A 14,906-nucleotide genomic window follows, 5' to 3' on the forward strand; every position below is an offset into this window, starting at 1 on the left:
GGAGTCCTGTCTTCCACTCTCGCCAATTCACGACGAACGGTGACGGAGTGCGTGCGTTATGTGATGTGCTGGAGACCGTCACTGACAGAGGCACGAAGACAGCGTCAAGAACGAGCGGCACGAGCCACCGGCACTGACCGGCCGACCGGGGGAGTCGAGGGAGGGGCGCACATGGGGGCGGAGCAGATCAGACGGTGGGAGTCGGGTGCGCTGGCGCACGCCGTCTCCGATCCCTTCGGACAGGGCCCGCTGCCCTGGCTGCGCGGCTCGGAGAACTACTTCGACGACACCGGGCAGATGGTCCCCTGGTACGCGGACGAGATCCTGGCCCGCGGCGGCAGCGGCGGCCCGCGCACCGCGGACGACGTCCGGCGCCAGATCAAGGGCTTCGCCTCCGGCGGCGCCGTCGCGCCGGGCGAGTCGATCGACTTCCACATCACCGTGGACCCGCCGCAGCAGTTCTCGGTCGACGTCTACCGGATCGGGCACTACGGCGGCGACGGCGCCGCGAAGATCACCACCAGCCCGCGGCTCTCCGGGATCGTCCAGCCGGCCCCGCTCACCGCCGACCGCACGGTCTCCTGCCACCACTGGTGGCAGTCCTGGCGGCTCCAGGTCCCCTCGTACTGGTCGATCGGCGCGTACGTCGCCGTGCTCACGACCGCCGACGGACACCGCTCGCACATCCCCTTCACGGTCCGCGACAACCACCCGGCGGACCTGCTCCTCGTCCTCCCGGACGTGACCTGGCAGGCGTACAACCTCTACCCGGAGGACGGCCACACCGGCGCGAGCCTCTACCACGCCTGGGACGAGGAGGGCCGGCTGCTCGGCGAGGAGGAGGCGGCCGTCACCGTCTCCTTCGACCGGCCGTACGCGGGCGCGGGGCTGCCCCTGCACGTCGGCCACGCCTACGACTTCATCCGCTGGGCCGAGCGCTACGGCTACGACCTGGCGTACGCGGAGACCCGCGACCTGCACGCGGGCAGGGTCGACCCCAGCCGCTATCGGGGCCTCGTCTTCCCGGGCCACGACGAGTACTGGTCGGCGCCGATGCGCCGGACCGCCGAACTCGCCCGCGACCAGGGCACCTCGCTCGTCTTCCTCTCCGCCAACACCATGTACTGGCAGGTGGAGCTGGCCCCTTCGCCGTCCGGGGTGCCGGACCGCCTCCTCACCTGCCGCAAGCGGCGCGGCCCCGGCCGCCCGGCGCTGTGGCGCGAGGTCGACCGGCCCGAACAGCAGCTCCTCGGCATCCAGTACGCGGGCCGGGTGCCCGAACCCCACCCGCTGGTCGTGCGGAACGCCGACCACTGGCTGTGGGAGGCCACCGGCGCGGGCGACGGCGACGAGCTCCCGGGCCTGGTCGCGGGCGAGGCCGACCGCTACTTCCCGCGCACGGCGCTGCCCGAGCACCAGGGCCGCATCCTGCTCGCGCACTCGCCGTACCGGGACGGCGAGGGGGCCCTGCGCCACCAGGAGACGAGCCTCTACCGGGCCCCGTCCGGCGCCTGGGTCTTCGCGTCCGGCACCTTCGCCTGGTCGCCGGCGCTCGACCGGCCGGGCCATGTCGACGCCCGTGTCCAGCGCGCCACCGCGAACCTGCTGGACCGGATCTGCAAAAGGGACTGAGGCAAGAGGGACTGAGGCAAGAGGGACTGAGGCAAGAGGGACTGACGCGAGAGGGACTGACGCGAGAGGGACCCGGCCAGGCGGAGGGACTGAGCGCGGGCTCACAGGGTCCAAGGACGGGATCCGTCCTGACGTGCGAGAGAATCGGACTCGCTCCTGGATCAACCTACGCGGAGGAACCGTGTCCGGATTCGTAGAAAAGCCCGAGCCCGTCCAGGTCCCGGGCCTCACCCATCTCCACACGGGCAAGGTCCGCGACCTGTACCGGAACGAGGCGGGCGACCTCGTCATGGTGGCGAGCGACCGCATGTCGGCGTACGACTGGGTCCTGCCCACCGAGATCCCCGACAAGGGCCGCGTCCTCACCCGGCTCTCCCTGTGGTGGTTCGACAAGCTCGCCGACCTGGTCCCGAACCACGTCCTGTCGACCGAGCTGCCCGCCGGCGCCCCCGCCGACTGGGAGGGCCGCACGCTCATCTGCAAGTCGCTGGACATGGTCCCGGTCGAGGCCGTCGCCCGCGGCTACCTCACCGGCTCCGGCCTGCTCGAGTACAACGAGTCCCGCACGGTCTGCGGCCTCGCGCTTCCCGAGGGCCTGACCGACGGCTCCGAGCTGCCCGCCCCGATCTTCACCCCGGCCACCAAGGCCGCGGTCGGCGACCACGACGAGAACGTGTCGTACGAGGAGGTCGCGAGCCAGGTCGGCGCCGAGACGGCCGCACTGCTGCGCCAGACGACCCTCGCCGTCTACTCCCGGGCCCGTGACATCGCCCGCGAGCGTGGGATCATCCTGGCCGACACCAAGTTCGAGTTCGGCTTCGAGGGCGACACGCTCGTCCTCGCCGACGAGGTCCTCACCCCGGACTCGTCCCGCTTCTGGCCGGCCGCCGAGTGGGAGCCGGGCCGCGCCCAGCCCTCGTACGACAAGCAGATCGTGCGGAACTGGCTGACCTCCCCGGCCTCCGGCTGGGACCGCAAGAGCGAGCAGCCGCCGCCGGCGCTCCCGCAGGAGGTCGTGGAGAAGACCCGCGCCAAGTACATCGAGGCGTACGAACTCCTCACCGGCCAGGCCTGGTCCTAGGGAACGAGAAAGCCCCCGGTCGATTCGACCGGGGGCTTCTTCATGGAGCGGACGACGAGATTCGAACTCGCGACCCTCACCTTGGCAAGGTGATGCTCTACCAACTGAGCCACGTCCGCATGCGCCGTAGCGCGCTGCTAACTATACCCATCCTTTGGAGCGCGCGAGACGCACCGCGGTGTGACGGTTCTCCGCGCCGAGCTTCGCGGCGGCCGAGGAGAGGTAGTTGCGGACGGTTCCGGGGGAGAGCGAGGTGCGTCGGGCGATCTCCGCGACGGGGGCTCCGTCGGCCGCGCATTCGAGCACTTCGGCCTCGCGCGCGGTCAGCGGAGAGTCCCCGGCGGCGATGGCGTCGGCCGCCAACTCCGGGTCCACATAACGGTTTCCGGCGTGGACGGTACGGATCAGCTCGGCGAGCCGCTGGGCGCTGACGGTCTTCGGGAGGAAGCCGCGGACGCCCGCGGCGAGGGCCCGCTTGAGGTGCCCGGGGCGGCCGTGACTCGTCACGATCATGGTGCGGCAGGAGGGGAGTTCGTCCCGGATCGATGTGGCGACCGTCACACCGTCCGCCCCTGGCATCTGGAGATCGAGCACCGCGACGTCGGGGCGGTGGGCCCGGGCCATGGCGAGCGCCTCGGGCCCGGTGGCGGCCTCGGCGACGACGACGAGGTCGTCCTCCAGGGCGAGCAGGGCGGCGAGCGCGCCCCGGATGAGGTGCTCGTCGTCGGCGAGCAGCACCCGCACGGTCATGGGGTTCGTTCCTCCTGGATCCCGGAGTTCATGGGGTTCGCGGTCGTACGGGGGCGACGGACGGTCACGGAGCGGTGGGACGCACGTCCTCCGCGATGTGACGCGGCAGCGGCACGCGCGCCGTCACGCGGAACCCGTCCGGTCCCGAAGGGCCCGCGTCCAAGGTGCCGTCCACCGCGCCGAGCCGCTCCCGCAGCCCGGCGAGCCCGGAGCCCGCGCCGGCCGCCGACCCGTCCCGTACGGCCGGGACCGCCGCCTCCGCGCCGTCGTTCTCGACGGTGAGCAGCACCCCGCCGGCCTCCGCCCGCAGGGCGATCGCGCAGCGCCGCGCGTCGCCGTGCCGCAGGACGTTCGTCGTCGTCTCGCGGACGACCCAGGCGAGCGCGGACTGCACCCCGGCGGGCAGGTCGAGGGCGGGGGCGTCGACGGCGCAGTCGATGCCGGCGGCGTCGAGGACCCCGCGGGCGCCCTCCAGCTCGATCCGCAGGTCGGCCTCCCGGTAGCCGCGGACGACCTCCCGCACCTCCCGCTGGGACTCCTGGGCGATCCGCTGGACCTCGACCATCTGGTCCACGCCCTCGGGGCGGCCGCGCCGGGCGAGCTGGACGGCCAGTTCGCTCTTGAGCGCGATCACCGAGAGGTTGCGGCCCATGACGTCGTGCAGGTCGCGGCCGAAGCGGAGCCGCTCCTCGGCGACGGCGAGCCGGGCCTTGAGGTCCCGGGAGCGTTCCAGCTCCTGGACGACGTCGAGCAGCCAGGAGGAGAAGCCGCAGGCGGAGGCGTAGGCGCCGCCGCCGACGAGGACGCCGACCAGGGTGACCAGGCCCTCCGGGGCGCCGTGGCCGAAGGCGGTGACGGGCAGCGCGGCGGCGACGGCGGTGCCGGCGACCGCGTACGCCATGTGCCGCACCCGGTCCAGGCAGAAGACGAGCGCGCCGGTGGTGAAGACCGAGGTGCCGACGAGCACGCTCGCGACGACGGAGGCGTCGGTCAGCACCCCGGCCGCCCAGAGGCCGGAGACGACGAGGTTCGCGAGGACGGTGGCGCCGGCGAGGGCGGCGGCGAGCCGGACGGGGCGAGGCCGCGTGCCGGTGGTGTGGTCGAGGGCGCGGGAGACGAGCACCCCGCAGAGCACGGCGTGGACCAGGACCCACAGGGCCAGGCCGAGCGCTCCGCCCGTGCCGAGCCCGCTGCGCCCGCCGCTGCTCAGCGGGGCGCCGCCGAACGCGAGGATCTCGACCGGGGCCATGAGGTGGAAGGTCCACCGGGTGTACAGCTCGACCTTCCCGGCGACGCTGCGCCGTGACCACCATCCCGTCATCGCGGACATCGTGTCCCGTCCCCCTCCGGTCCCGTCCTAGCGCCGGGGCTCCCAGCGGAACCAGCGGCGGACCGCCCACCCCGTCAGGACGCCCCACGCCACTGTATTGAGCGCGGCGGTGAGCAGGCCGTCCGCGTGGGCGGTGCCGAGCCAGCCGGCCCGTACGAACTCCATGGCGCCGCTGAGCGGGAGCAGTTGGGCGAGGTCGGCGGCGAGGCCGGGCAGGGCGTCGCGGGGGACGAAGAGGCCGGAGCCGAAGGAGGAGAGGAGGAAGAGCGGCAGGGTGGTGAGGCCGACGCTCTCGACGGTGCGGGTGACGGTGGTGGTGAGGGCGGCGAGCCCGGCGAGCAGCACGATCGCGGCGGCGAGGCCGAGGACGAGCAGGTCGGGGCGGGCGGGGGCGTCGGCGCCGAGGAGCGTGAAGCCGCCGACGGTGAGGACCGCGCACTGGACGAGGGCGATGGCGGTGGCGGGCAGGGCGGTGCCGGTGAGGATCTCGGTGTCGGTGGCCTCGCCGGTGCGCAGCCGCTTGAGGACGAGTTCCTCGCGGCGGGCGACGAGGCTGGAGGTGAGGCTCATGTAGACGACGAGCAGCAGGACCATGCCGGTGCCGCCGATGAGGATGGCGGCGCCGGGGGAGATTCCGAGGGTGGCTTCGTCGACGTTCTTGAGCGAGGACCGCAGTACGAAGATCATCAGCAGCGGCATGGCGGCCGCGACGAAGAGGTTGTTGCGGTTGCGGCCGAGGAGGGTGAGTTCGGCCCGGCCGAGGGCGGTGAGCCGGGTGAGGGTGGTGGATCGCCGGCCGGCGGTGGGGACGGGTGTGCTCTGCGTGGTCGGCGCACTCATCGGGTCACGTACTCCTTCGGGCCGGCGGGGGCGTCCCCCGTGCGGGAGGCGATGTCGAGGAAGGCCTCTTCGAGGGAGGCGGAGCGGGCGTCGAGCCCGTCGAGCCGGACGCCGTGGTCGTGGGCCCAGCCGAGGAGTTCGGTGAGGTCGTCCTGGAGGGCGTGGGTGCGGATCTCGATCCGGTCGCCGTCGGCGGCGGCCTTCAGCCCGAGCGGCAGCCGGGCGGCGGACACGCCGGCGGGGAGCGTGAAGCGGATCCGGGCGGGCTGGGCGGCGGTGACCTCGGCGGGAGTGCCGGAGAGGACGATCCGGCCCCGGTGCATGATCGCGAGCCGGTCGGCGAGCGCCTCGGCCTCCTCCAGGTAGTGCGTGGTGAGCAGGACGGTGGTGCCGCCGGCGCGCAGGGCGCGGACGAGTTCCCAGGTGTCGCGGCGGCCCTCGGCGTCGAGTCCGGTGGTGGGCTCGTCGAGGAAGAGGACCTCGGGGCGGCCGAGGAGGGCGCAGGCGAGGTCGAGGCGGCGGCGTTCGCCGCCGGACAGCTGCTTGATCCGCACCTTCTCGCGGCCGGCGAGACCGACGGCGCCGAGGGCCTCGCCGGCGGGCCGGGCGCCGCTGGTGCAGCCGGCCCACATCCGTACGGTCTCGATGACGGTGAGGTCGGAGGGGAAGCCGCCCTCCTGGAGCATGACGCCGATGCGCGGGCGGACGACGGACCGCTCGCGGTGCGGGTCGTGTCCGAGGACGCGGGCGGTGCCGCCGGTCGGGGCGGCGAGGCCCTCCAGGAGTTCGACGGTGGAGGTCTTGCCGGCGCCGTTGGTGCCGAGCAGGGCGAAGACCTCGCCCCGGGGCACGGAGAGGGAGATGCCGCGCACCGCCTCGAAACCGCCGTCGTAACTGCGGCTCAGGCCGGTCGCCTCGATCGCTGGAGTCATGGCTCCAGGGTTTCGCCGCTTTCCGCGCCCGGGCAGTGCGCGCCGTCACCGGTCCCGCTGACAAATGTCATGGGGGAGCGAGGAGAGAGGGAGTGGGGATACGACGAAGGCCCCGGTTCCTGAGAACCGGGGCCTTCGCACTCCCTGAGCGGACGACGAGATTCGAACTCGCGACCCTCACCTTGGCAAGGTGATGCTCTACCAACTGAGCCACGTCCGCATTGCTACCGGTCAGCTTTCGCTGCTCGGTGCGAGCACCACTCTACCTGATCCACCGGAGTGGTCGGTAACGCGTTTCTCGCAGAGCGGGTGACAGGGATTGCACACTGCGCCTTCCCCCTGGAAGGGGGCTGTTCTGCTACTGAACTACACCCGCACGCTGCTGGGGACTCGGCTTTTTCGGCCTCGCCCCTCGGCGTGATCCAGACTCTACCGGATCATGGGGGGTGCAATGCAAATCGCCTCCGGCCCCGGTCGGAGCCGGGGGTGCGCCCCCCCGGTGGCCGACCGGTCAGCTCGCCGCGCGGAAGGCCTCGTAGACGCGCCTCGGGATCCGGCCGCGGGCGGGCACGTCCATCTTGTTGGACTGGGCCCAGGCGCGGACCGCCGCCGGGTCGGGGGCGAGGGCGGTGTGCGTGTACGAGGCCGCGGAGGTGCCGCGGCCGGCCGTCACACGGGCCGGCAGCTTGCGGCCGGCGGCGAGGTAGGGCGCGAGGGCCTTGCGGAGTTTCTTTGCATTGGCAGCATTCAGGTCGATCTCGTACATCTTCCCGTCGAGGCCGAACGCGACCGTTTCAGCCGCTTCTCCGCCGTCGATGTCGTCGGAGAGAGTGACCACCACACGCTGAGCCACGGATATCGGTCCTTTCCTGCGGCCGCCGGGGCCGGTAGGGCGCTTGTGGCGCCCCTGACGTGCGGCGATGCCGACCGTACGGCTGTGCCGGGACAATGCTGCTTTCTTCTGGATTCCTTTGTACAGCGGCAGGCGTCGCATTGTGAAGCCCTGCCAATTGTTTCAGCGTGTCCCGGTGCAATGCGGTCCGCAATATTTCACTGGAATTTTGCGGGGAGTGTGTGTCGGGCGCGTGGAGGGTGTTCGTGTGACGCACACCGCTCTGAACCGGGCTTTTGTAGGATCCTTCAGATCTCTACCCGCGTAGAATTTGGAGGCAGGTACGCTGAGGGAACCGCCCACGCAACACACCACCGGGAGTGCCAGTGGCACGCGTCGTAGTCGACGTCATGCTCAAGCCGGAGATCCTCGACCCTCAGGGGCAGGCGGTGCAGCGTGCACTGCCTCGCCTGGGATTCGCCGGAATCGCCGACGTCCGTCAGGGGAAGCGCTTCGAGCTGGAGGTGGAGGGACCGGTCGACGACGCCGCCCTCGCCCGCATCCATGAGATGGCCGAAACCTTCCTTGCCAACACCGTGATCGAAGACTTCATCGTGAAGGTGGAGTCGTGACCGCACGCATCGGCGTCGTCACGTTCCCCGGAACGCTCGACGACCAGGACGCGCTGCGTGCCGCCCGCCTCGCGGGCGCCGAGCCCGTGTCGCTCTGGCACCGGGACAAGGACCTCAAGCAGGTCGACGCCGTGGTCCTCGCCGGCGGTTTCTCCTACGGCGACTACCTGCGGGCCGGAGCCATCTCCCGCTTCTCGCCGGTGATGGAGTCGATCATCGAGCAGGCGAAGGCGGGCATGCCCGTCCTCGGCATCTGCAACGGCTTCCAGATCCTCACCGAGGCCCACCTGCTGCCGGGCGCGATGCTGCGCAACAACCACCTCCACTTCATCTGCCGCGACCAGAAGCTGCGGGTGGAGAACGCGGAGACCGCCTGGACCTCGGACTACACCGAGGGCCAGGAGATCGAGGTCCCGCTCAAGAACATGGACGGCCGGTACGTCGCCGACGAGCGCACGCTCGACGAGCTGGAGGCCGAGGGGCGGGTGGCCTTCCGCTACCTGGACATGAACCCCAACGGCTCGCTGCGCGACATCGCGGGCATCACCAACGCCGCGGGCAACGTGGTCGGCCTCATGCCGCACCCGGAGCACGCCGTCGAGCCGCTGATCGGCACCGGCAAGACGGACGGCCTCGGTTTCTTCACCTCGATCCTCAAGAAGCTGGTCAACGCCTGATGAGCCTCGACACCGTCAAGCACGCGAGCGAGACGCCGGACAGCGAGCAGCCCTGGAAGGAGCTCGGCCTCAAGGAGGACGAGTACGCGCGCATCCGCGAGATCCTCGGCCGCCGTCCCACCGGCGCCGAGCTCGCCATGTACTCCGTCATGTGGTCCGAGCACTGCTCCTACAAGAGCAGCAAGGTCCACCTGAAGCAGTTCGGCGAGAAGACCCCCGAGAACGACGCCATGCTCGTCGGCATCGGCGAGAACGCGGGCGTCGTCGACGTCGGCCAGGGGTACGCGGTCACCTTCAAGGTCGAGTCGCACAACCACCCCTCGTACATCGAGCCCTACCAGGGCGCGGCCACCGGCGTCGGCGGCATCGTCCGCGACATCCTCGCCATGGGCGCCCGCCCGGTCGCGGTCGTCGACCCGCTGCGCTTCGGCGCGGCCGACCACCCCGACACCAAGCGCGTGCTGCCCGGTGTCGTCGCCGGCATCGGCGGCTACGGCAACTGCCTGGGCCTGCCGAACATCGGCGGCGAGGTCGTCTTCGACTCCTGCTACCAGGGCAACCCGCTGGTCAACGCCGGCTGCATCGGCGTGATGAAGCACGAGGACATCCACCTCGCCAAGGCCTCCGGCCCCGGCAACAAGGTCATCCTGTACGGCGCCCGCACGGGCGGCGACGGCATCGGCGGCGTCTCGGTCCTCGCGTCCGAGACCTTCGACGACACCAAGCCGGCCAAGCGCCCCGCCGTCCAGGTCGGCGACCCCTTCCAGGAGAAGCTCCTCATCGAGTGCACCCTGGAGATCTTCAAGGAGAAGCTCGTCGCGGGCATCCAGGACCTCGGCGGTGCCGGGCTCTCCTGCGCCACGTCCGAGCTGGCCTCCGCCGGTTCCGGCGGCATGCGGGTCGACCTGGAGAAGGTGCACCTGCGCGACGCGACGCTCTCTCCTGAGGAGATCCTCATGAGCGAGTCGCAGGAGCGCATGTGCGCGATCGTCGAGCCCGAGCACGTCGACCGCTTCCTCGAGATCTGCGAGAAGTGGGACGTCATCGCGGTCGTCATCGGTGAGGTGACGGACGGCGAGCGCCTGGAGATCTTCTGGCACGGCGAGCAGATCGTCGACGTCCCGCCGCGCTCCGTCGCCCACGAGGGCCCGACCTACCACCGGCCGTTCGCGCGCCCGGACTGGCAGGACGCGCTCCAGGCCGACGACGCCGGCAAGCTGCCCCGGCCGCAGGACGGCGCCGAGCTGAAGGACCAGGTCCTCAAGCTCGTCTCCTCCCCGAACCAGGCCTCGAAGTCCTGGATCACGGACCAGTACGACCGGTTCGTGCAGGGCAACACGGTCCTGGCGCAGCCCGAGGACGCGGGCATGGTCCGCATCGACGAGGAGACCAACCTCGGCGTGGCCATGGCGACCGACGGCAACGGCCGGTACGCCAAGCTCGACCCGTACACGGGTGCGCAGCTCGCGCTCGCGGAGGCGTACCGCAACGTCGCCGCCTCCGGTGCGAAGCCGCTGGCGATCTCGGACTGCCTGAACTTCGGTTCGCCCGAGGACCCGGCCGTGATGTGGCAGTTCGCCGAGGCCACCCGTGGTCTCGCGGACGGCTGCCTCCAGCTGGGCACCCCGGTCACGGGCGGCAACGTCTCCCTCTACAACCAGACCGGTGAGGTCGCGATCCACCCGACGCCCGTCGTGGCCGTCCTCGGTGTGATCGACGACGTCAACCGCCGTACCCCCATCGCCTTCGCGGAAGAGGGCCAGCTCCTCTACCTGCTGGGCGACACCAAGGAGGAGTTCGGCGGGTCCGCCTGGTCCGAGGTGATCCACCAGCACCTCGGCGGCATGCCGCCGGCCGTGGACCTCGACCGGGAGAAGCTGCTCGGCGAGATCCTGATCTCGGCCTCGCGCGACGGCATGATCGACGCGGCGCACGACCTGTCCGACGGCGGTCTCGTGCAGGCGGTCGTCGAGTCCTGCCTGCGCGGCGGGAACGGCGCGCGCCTGGTCGTCCCCGAGGGCCTGGACGCCTTCACGTTCCTCTTCAGCGAGTCGGCGGGCCGTGCGGTCGTCGCCGTCCCGCGCAGCGAGGAGCTCCGCTTCACCGACATGTGCGGTGCGCGGGGTCTGCCGGCGACCCGGATCGGTGTCGTCGACGGCGACGCGGTGGACGTGCAGGGCGAGTTCACGCTCTCCCTCACGGAGCTGCGCGAGGCGCACGAGGCGACGATCCCGGGCCTGCTGGTCTGATCGGTCCCCGTGTCCGTACGGAACGGAGCCCCCGTCCTGGAAAGGGCGGGGGCTCCGTCGTGTCAGCCCGTGCCCCAGAACGAGTCCGTCTCCACGATGTCGGCGACGCACTCGTCGATGTCGGAGATCTTGTCGCCGACGAGCGTGAAGAACAGTCCGCCGTCCATCTCGATGCCGCGGTCGCCGCGCTCGGCGAAGAAGCGGTGCGTGGAGATGACGTGGCCGCGGCCGTCCACGTACACGCCCTTCAGCTCGACGCGGATCGTGCCGCCGCTCAGCTCGCCGAGCATGCGGTAGTAGCCGCCGAGGATGTTGTCCCGGCCCTTGTAGTGCCCGGAGATCTGGCTCTCGCCGGGCACGTGCTGGGTGCAGTCGCTGGTCATCATCGAGGCCAGCGTCTCCATGTCGGCCTTGCCGAACGCCTCGTAGCCCCGGCGCACCAGAGCGGCATGGGGGTGCTCGTGATGGGTCATGGTCCCGTCGCCTGCTTTCGCTGCGATTGGCTCCTTCCCTCCAGTCTCGGGGCTAGCCTCGGGCCATGCCACCTGCCAAGAAGCGCGCCCGCAGCTACGACTCCGCCAAGACCAGGGCGGCCGTCCTCGCCCAGTTCCGGCACGTACGGGAGGCGGTGACGGCGCTGACGCCCGAGCAGCTGGACGGGCCGACGCGGCTCGGGGAGTGGACCGTACGGGACCTTGCGGCACATCTGACGATGGTGCTCGCCTCCCTGACCCGGAGGCTCGCGGAGCCGGAGCCGGAGAAGCGGGAACTCGCCCTGGTCGACTGGCCCCTGGCGACGGCGACGGCGGCGGGGAGCATCGACGAGGACACCCGGGCGATCGACGCGGGCGACCTGCCGGCGCTCTGCGCGGAGACCCTCGCGGGGTACGAGGAGGCGATCGGGGCCGTCTCCGACGAGCGGCTCGTCCCGACGCGCTTCGGCGCGATGCGGCTCGGGGACTTCCTCGTGACCCGGACCGTCGAGCTCGTCGTCCACACCGACGACCTGAACGCGGCGACCGGCGCCGACGTCCCGTACGACCGCCAGGCCCTCGCCGCCTGCACCCGGCTGCTCGCCGACGCGCTCGCGCAGAAGGCGCCGGGCGGGGCGGTCGAGGTGCGGATCCCGCCGTACGCGGTGGTGCAGTGCGCGGAGGGGCCCCGGCACACCCGGGGCACCCCGCCGAACGTGGTGGAGACGGACCCGCTGACCTGGCTCAGGCTCGCCACGGGCCGTACGGAGTGGGCGGCGGAGCTGGACGCGGCCCACGTGAGCGCGAGCGGCGAGCGGGCGGACCTGAAGGACCTGCTGCCCCTCATGGGCTAGCCGCAGGAACCGTACGGCCGCTCCCTCCGTCCCACCGGCATGCCGAAGCCACGCGCACTCGCCGTCCTGGTTCCCCTCCTCCTGCTCACGGCCTGCGGTACGGAGGGAGGCGCCGGTTCCGGCGGCGCGGACACCGTCTCCCCGGACCTGCCGGTCGCCGGCACGTACTGGACGGTCGACGCCGTCACGGTCGACGGCGTCAGGTCCGTCGCGCCCGGCGGCGCGCGCGTCGACTTCAAGGAGGACGACCTCGGGGGGAACAGCGGCTGCAACACCTTCGGCGCCGCCCTTGCGATCCGGGGCGACACCCTCATCGTTTCTCCGGCCGAGATGACCGGCATGGCCTGCTCCGGCGACCGGGGGCGCTTCGAGACGGAGTTCCTCAAGGCCTTCACCGGCTCGCTGAAGGGGACGATGAAGGGCGACGGCCTGCGGCTCGCCTCGGCCGACGGGCGCAACAGCGTGGAGCTGACCGCCGAGCCGGCCGTCCCGCTGCTCGGCACCACCTGGAAGATCGACGGACTGGTCTCGAAGGACACGGCCTCCTCCCTGCCCGCCGGCAGCGGGGCGAAGGCGCGGTTCACGGTCGGCGCCGACGGCCGGGTCACCGGGAACCTGGGCTGCAACAACTTCTCCGCGCACGCCCGCGTCGACGAGAAGGCCCGCACCCTCACCGTCGAGGGCCCGGCGGCGACGACCCGGATGATCTGCACGCCCCCGCAGATGACGCTGGAGACGCGGCTGTACGAGCTCCTCGACGGGCCGCTGACCTATCGGCTGAACCACCGAACGCTGACCCTCACCGACGCCTCGGGAGAGGGCCTCACGGCGACCCCGACCGCCCGCTGAGCGGCCGCCGACTGCGGCGTCCGTCACATCGCGGGACCGCCCCGGCCCTGGTACGAGCGTCCGCTCTCCGGGGCCCGGGGGCCGGAATCCCTTACCCCGCCTGCTTCGTAGGCCTCTCCAAGCGGGAGTTGATCATTTCGTGCGATCGCACGAGGGCCGCCACCTCCACATTTCCTCAATTCGGACCAGTGGTCGAGCCCGTCTACACTCGGAAACGTGCCACGCGGAGACGGTCGACTCAATCACGATCTGCTCCCCGGTGAGAAAGGCCCCCAGGACGCTTGTGGCGTCTTCGGTGTCTGGGCTCCGGGTGAAGAGGTCGCAAAGCTCACGTACTTCGGGCTCTACGCCCTCCAGCATCGGGGCCAGGAATCCGCGGGAATCGCGGTAAGCAATGGCTCCCAGATCCTCGTCTTCAAGGACATGGGACTCGTCTCCCAGGTCTTCGACGAGACTTCTCTCGGTTCCCTCCAGGGTCATATCGCGGTCGGTCACGCCCGCTACTCGACCACCGGGGCTTCCGTGTGGGAGAACGCGCAGCCGACGTTCCGGGCGACCGCCCACGGCTCGATCGCGCTCGGCCACAACGGCAACCTGGTGAACACGGCGCAGCTCGCCGAGATGGTCGCCGACCTGCCCAAGAGGGAAGGCCGCGCGACCCAGGTCGCCGCCACCAACGACACCGACCTGGTCACCGCGCTCCTCGCGGGCCAGGTGGACGAGGACGGCACGCCGCTCACCATCGAGCAGGCGGCCGCGAAGGTCCTCCCCGAGGTCCGGGGCGCCTTCTCCCTCGTCTTCATGGACGAGCACACGCTCTACGCGGCCCGTGACCCGCAGGGCATCCGCCCGCTGGTCCTCGGCCGTCTGGAGCGCGGCTGGGTCGTCGCGTCCGAGTCCGCCGCCCTCGACATCTGCGGCGCCAGCTTCGTCCGCGAGGTCGAGCCGGGCGAGATGATCGCGATCGACGAGAACGGCATCCGCACCTCGCGATTCGCGGAAGCGAAGCCCAAGGGCTGTGTCTTCGAGTACGTGTACCTGGCCCGCCCGGACACGGACATCGCCGGGCGGAACGTGTACCTCTCCCGCGTGGAGATGGGCCGCCGCCTCGCCAAGGAGGCGCCCGTCGAGGCCGACCTGGTGATAGCGACGCCGGAGTCCGGCACCCCCGCCGCCATCGGCTACGCGGAGGCCTCGGGCATTCCCTTCGGCGCCGGCCTGGTGAAGAACGCCTACGTCGGGCGCACCTTCATCCAGCCCTCCCAGACCATCCGCCAGCTGGGCATCCGGCTGAAGCTGAACCCCCTCAAGGAAGTCATCAAGGGGAAGAAGCTCGTGGTCGTCGACGACTCGATCGTCCGCGGCAACACCCAGCGCGCCCTGGTCCGGATGCTCCGCGAGGCCGGTGCGGCCGAGGTCCACATCCGGATCTCCTCGCCGCCGGTCAAGTGGCCCTGCTTCTTCGGCATCGACTTCGCGACCCGCGCGGAGCTGATCGCCAACGGGATGTCGGTCGACGAGATCGGCAAGTCGCTGGGCGCGGACTCGCTCTCGTACATCTCCCTCGAGGGGATGATCGAGGCGACCACGATCCAGAAGCCGAACCTCTGCCGTGCCTGCTTCGACGGCGAGTACCCGATGGAGCTGCCGGACCCCGAGCTGCTCGGCAAGCAGCTCCTGGAGACCGAGCTGGCCGCCGGCCCGGCCGCCACCGCGGCCTCCGACGCGCTCCGTCGCCCGTAAGACCCCCACCGCCCGTGCCGCGACCCGCGGCA

14 protein-coding genes and 3 tRNA genes are annotated in these 14,906 nt (G+C 71.3%); 8 read left to right on the top strand and 9 right to left on the bottom strand.

All coding sequences use genetic code 11. The features are described from left to right. Positions 1-171 precede the first annotated feature (171 nt). Both ACFYX3_RS17175 and ACFYX3_RS17180 read left to right on the top strand, forming a co-directional pair. On the top strand, positions 172-1,632 hold the full coding sequence (locus tag ACFYX3_RS17175; RefSeq protein ID WP_376591724.1) for a N,N-dimethylformamidase beta subunit family domain-containing protein: 1,461 nt from the start codon (positions 172-174) through the stop codon (positions 1,630-1,632). 181 nt (positions 1,633-1,813) lie between these two features. After that, positions 1,814-2,713, top strand: a complete 900-nt coding sequence (locus ACFYX3_RS17180; RefSeq protein WP_389013824.1) for a phosphoribosylaminoimidazolesuccinocarboxamide synthase — start codon at positions 1,814-1,816, stop codon at positions 2,711-2,713. 43 nt (positions 2,714-2,756) lie between these two features. Here the strand turns inward: ACFYX3_RS17180 and ACFYX3_RS17185 are convergent. From ACFYX3_RS17185 to ACFYX3_RS17220, 8 genes are all read right to left on the bottom strand, one after another. Then, a tRNA-Gly gene (locus tag ACFYX3_RS17185) sits at positions 2,757-2,832 on the bottom strand. A 22-nt stretch (positions 2,833-2,854) separates the two neighbouring features. Further along, positions 2,855-3,463 (bottom strand): response regulator transcription factor, encoded by a 609-nt coding sequence (locus ACFYX3_RS17190; protein WP_352025351.1) that lies wholly within the window; start codon positions 3,461-3,463, stop codon positions 2,855-2,857. A gap of 64 nt (positions 3,464-3,527) precedes the next feature. Next, positions 3,528-4,784 (bottom strand): sensor histidine kinase, encoded by a 1,257-nt coding sequence (locus ACFYX3_RS17195; protein ID WP_389013827.1) that lies wholly within the window; start codon positions 4,782-4,784, stop codon positions 3,528-3,530. Positions 4,785-4,820: 36 nt separating this feature from the next. After that, positions 4,821-5,633, bottom strand: coding sequence for an ABC transporter permease (locus tag ACFYX3_RS17200; protein WP_389013830.1), 813 nt, complete (start codon positions 5,631-5,633; stop codon positions 4,821-4,823). Then, positions 5,630-6,565 carry an ABC transporter ATP-binding protein gene (locus ACFYX3_RS17205; RefSeq protein WP_389013833.1) on the bottom strand — a complete coding sequence of 312 codons (936 nt, stop codon included), beginning with the start codon at positions 6,563-6,565 and terminating at the stop codon, positions 5,630-5,632. Before ACFYX3_RS17205 ends, ACFYX3_RS17200 begins: the two co-directional genes overlap by 4 nt. 147 nt (positions 6,566-6,712) lie before the next feature. After that, positions 6,713-6,785 (bottom strand) — tRNA-Gly (locus tag ACFYX3_RS17210). Between the two features lie 84 nt (positions 6,786-6,869). Continuing rightward, a tRNA-Gly gene (locus ACFYX3_RS17215) sits at positions 6,870-6,941 on the bottom strand. Positions 6,942-7,076: 135 nt separating this feature from the next. After that, a complete protein-coding gene (locus ACFYX3_RS17220) occupies positions 7,077-7,418 on the bottom strand; it encodes an Lsr2 family protein (RefSeq protein ID WP_389013836.1) in 342 nt (113 codons plus the stop codon). 365 nt (positions 7,419-7,783) lie between these two features. Between ACFYX3_RS17220 and purS the strand changes: the two genes are divergently transcribed. Genes purS through purL form a run of 3 tightly spaced genes read left to right on the top strand, consistent with a single transcriptional unit; the run spans position 7,784 to position 10,955 of the window. Next, positions 7,784-8,029: a phosphoribosylformylglycinamidine synthase subunit PurS gene (gene purS, locus ACFYX3_RS17225; protein ID WP_017240564.1), complete on the top strand. Its 246-nt coding sequence runs from the start codon at positions 7,784-7,786 to the stop codon at positions 8,027-8,029. Beyond that, positions 8,026-8,706: a phosphoribosylformylglycinamidine synthase subunit PurQ gene (purQ, locus tag ACFYX3_RS17230; RefSeq protein WP_352025347.1), complete on the top strand. Its 681-nt coding sequence runs from the start codon at positions 8,026-8,028 to the stop codon at positions 8,704-8,706. The genes purS and purQ overlap by 4 nt, the downstream gene beginning before the upstream one ends. Next, on the top strand, positions 8,706-10,955 hold the full coding sequence (gene purL, locus ACFYX3_RS17235) for a phosphoribosylformylglycinamidine synthase subunit PurL (RefSeq protein WP_116159821.1): 2,250 nt from the start codon (positions 8,706-8,708) through the stop codon (positions 10,953-10,955). The genes purQ and purL overlap by 1 nt, the downstream gene beginning before the upstream one ends. Before the next feature lie 62 nt (positions 10,956-11,017). On the opposite strand, the gene ACFYX3_RS17240 is transcribed toward purL, so the two are convergent. After that, complete coding sequence (locus ACFYX3_RS17240) at positions 11,018-11,428, bottom strand: nuclear transport factor 2 family protein (protein WP_376591737.1); 411 nt, start codon at positions 11,426-11,428, stop codon at positions 11,018-11,020. 65 nt (positions 11,429-11,493) lie between these two features. Between ACFYX3_RS17240 and ACFYX3_RS17245 the strand changes: the two genes are divergently transcribed. The 3 genes from ACFYX3_RS17245 (at position 11,494) to purF (ending at position 14,874) form a co-directional block, all read left to right on the top strand. Then, positions 11,494-12,282 (top strand): sterol carrier family protein, encoded by a 789-nt coding sequence (locus tag ACFYX3_RS17245; protein ID WP_389013842.1) that lies wholly within the window; start codon positions 11,494-11,496, stop codon positions 12,280-12,282. 39 nt (positions 12,283-12,321) lie between these two features. Continuing rightward, complete coding sequence (locus tag ACFYX3_RS17250; RefSeq protein ID WP_389013845.1) at positions 12,322-13,131, top strand: META domain-containing protein; 810 nt, start codon at positions 12,322-12,324, stop codon at positions 13,129-13,131. A gap of 216 nt (positions 13,132-13,347) precedes the next feature. After that, positions 13,348-14,874, top strand: coding sequence for an amidophosphoribosyltransferase (gene purF / locus ACFYX3_RS17255; protein WP_376591743.1), 1,527 nt, complete (start codon positions 13,348-13,350; stop codon positions 14,872-14,874). Positions 14,875-14,906: the final 32 nt, after the last annotated feature.

The sequence above is a fragment of the Streptomyces sp. NPDC002463 genome (genome assembly GCF_042889835.1).
In the GTDB taxonomy this organism is placed as follows: domain Bacteria; phylum Actinomycetota; class Actinomycetes; order Streptomycetales; family Streptomycetaceae; genus Streptomyces; species Streptomyces nymphaeiformis.

Bases quoted from the DNA above. Each gene is read 5' to 3' on its own strand.
- ACFYX3_RS17245 (WP_389013842.1), top strand. From the start codon at position 11,494: ATGCCACCTGCCAAGAAGCGCGCCCGCAGCTACGACTCCGCCAAGACC.
- ACFYX3_RS17250 (WP_389013845.1), top strand. From the start codon at position 12,322: ATGCCGAAGCCACGCGCACTCGCCGTCCTGGTTCCCCTCCTCCTGCTC.
- ACFYX3_RS17190 (WP_352025351.1), bottom strand. From the start codon at position 3,463: ATGACCGTGCGGGTGCTGCTCGCCGACGACGAGCACCTCATCCGGGGC.
- ACFYX3_RS17205 (WP_389013833.1), bottom strand. From the start codon at position 6,565: ATGACTCCAGCGATCGAGGCGACCGGCCTGAGCCGCAGTTACGACGGC.
- purL (WP_116159821.1), top strand. From the start codon at position 8,706: ATGAGCCTCGACACCGTCAAGCACGCGAGCGAGACGCCGGACAGCGAG.
- ACFYX3_RS17175 (WP_376591724.1), top strand. From the start codon at position 172: ATGGGGGCGGAGCAGATCAGACGGTGGGAGTCGGGTGCGCTGGCGCAC.
- ACFYX3_RS17240 (WP_376591737.1), bottom strand. From the start codon at position 11,428: ATGACCCATCACGAGCACCCCCATGCCGCTCTGGTGCGCCGGGGCTAC.
- ACFYX3_RS17195 (WP_389013827.1), bottom strand. From the start codon at position 4,784: ATGACGGGATGGTGGTCACGGCGCAGCGTCGCCGGGAAGGTCGAGCTG.
- ACFYX3_RS17200 (WP_389013830.1), bottom strand. From the start codon at position 5,633: ATGAGTGCGCCGACCACGCAGAGCACACCCGTCCCCACCGCCGGCCGG.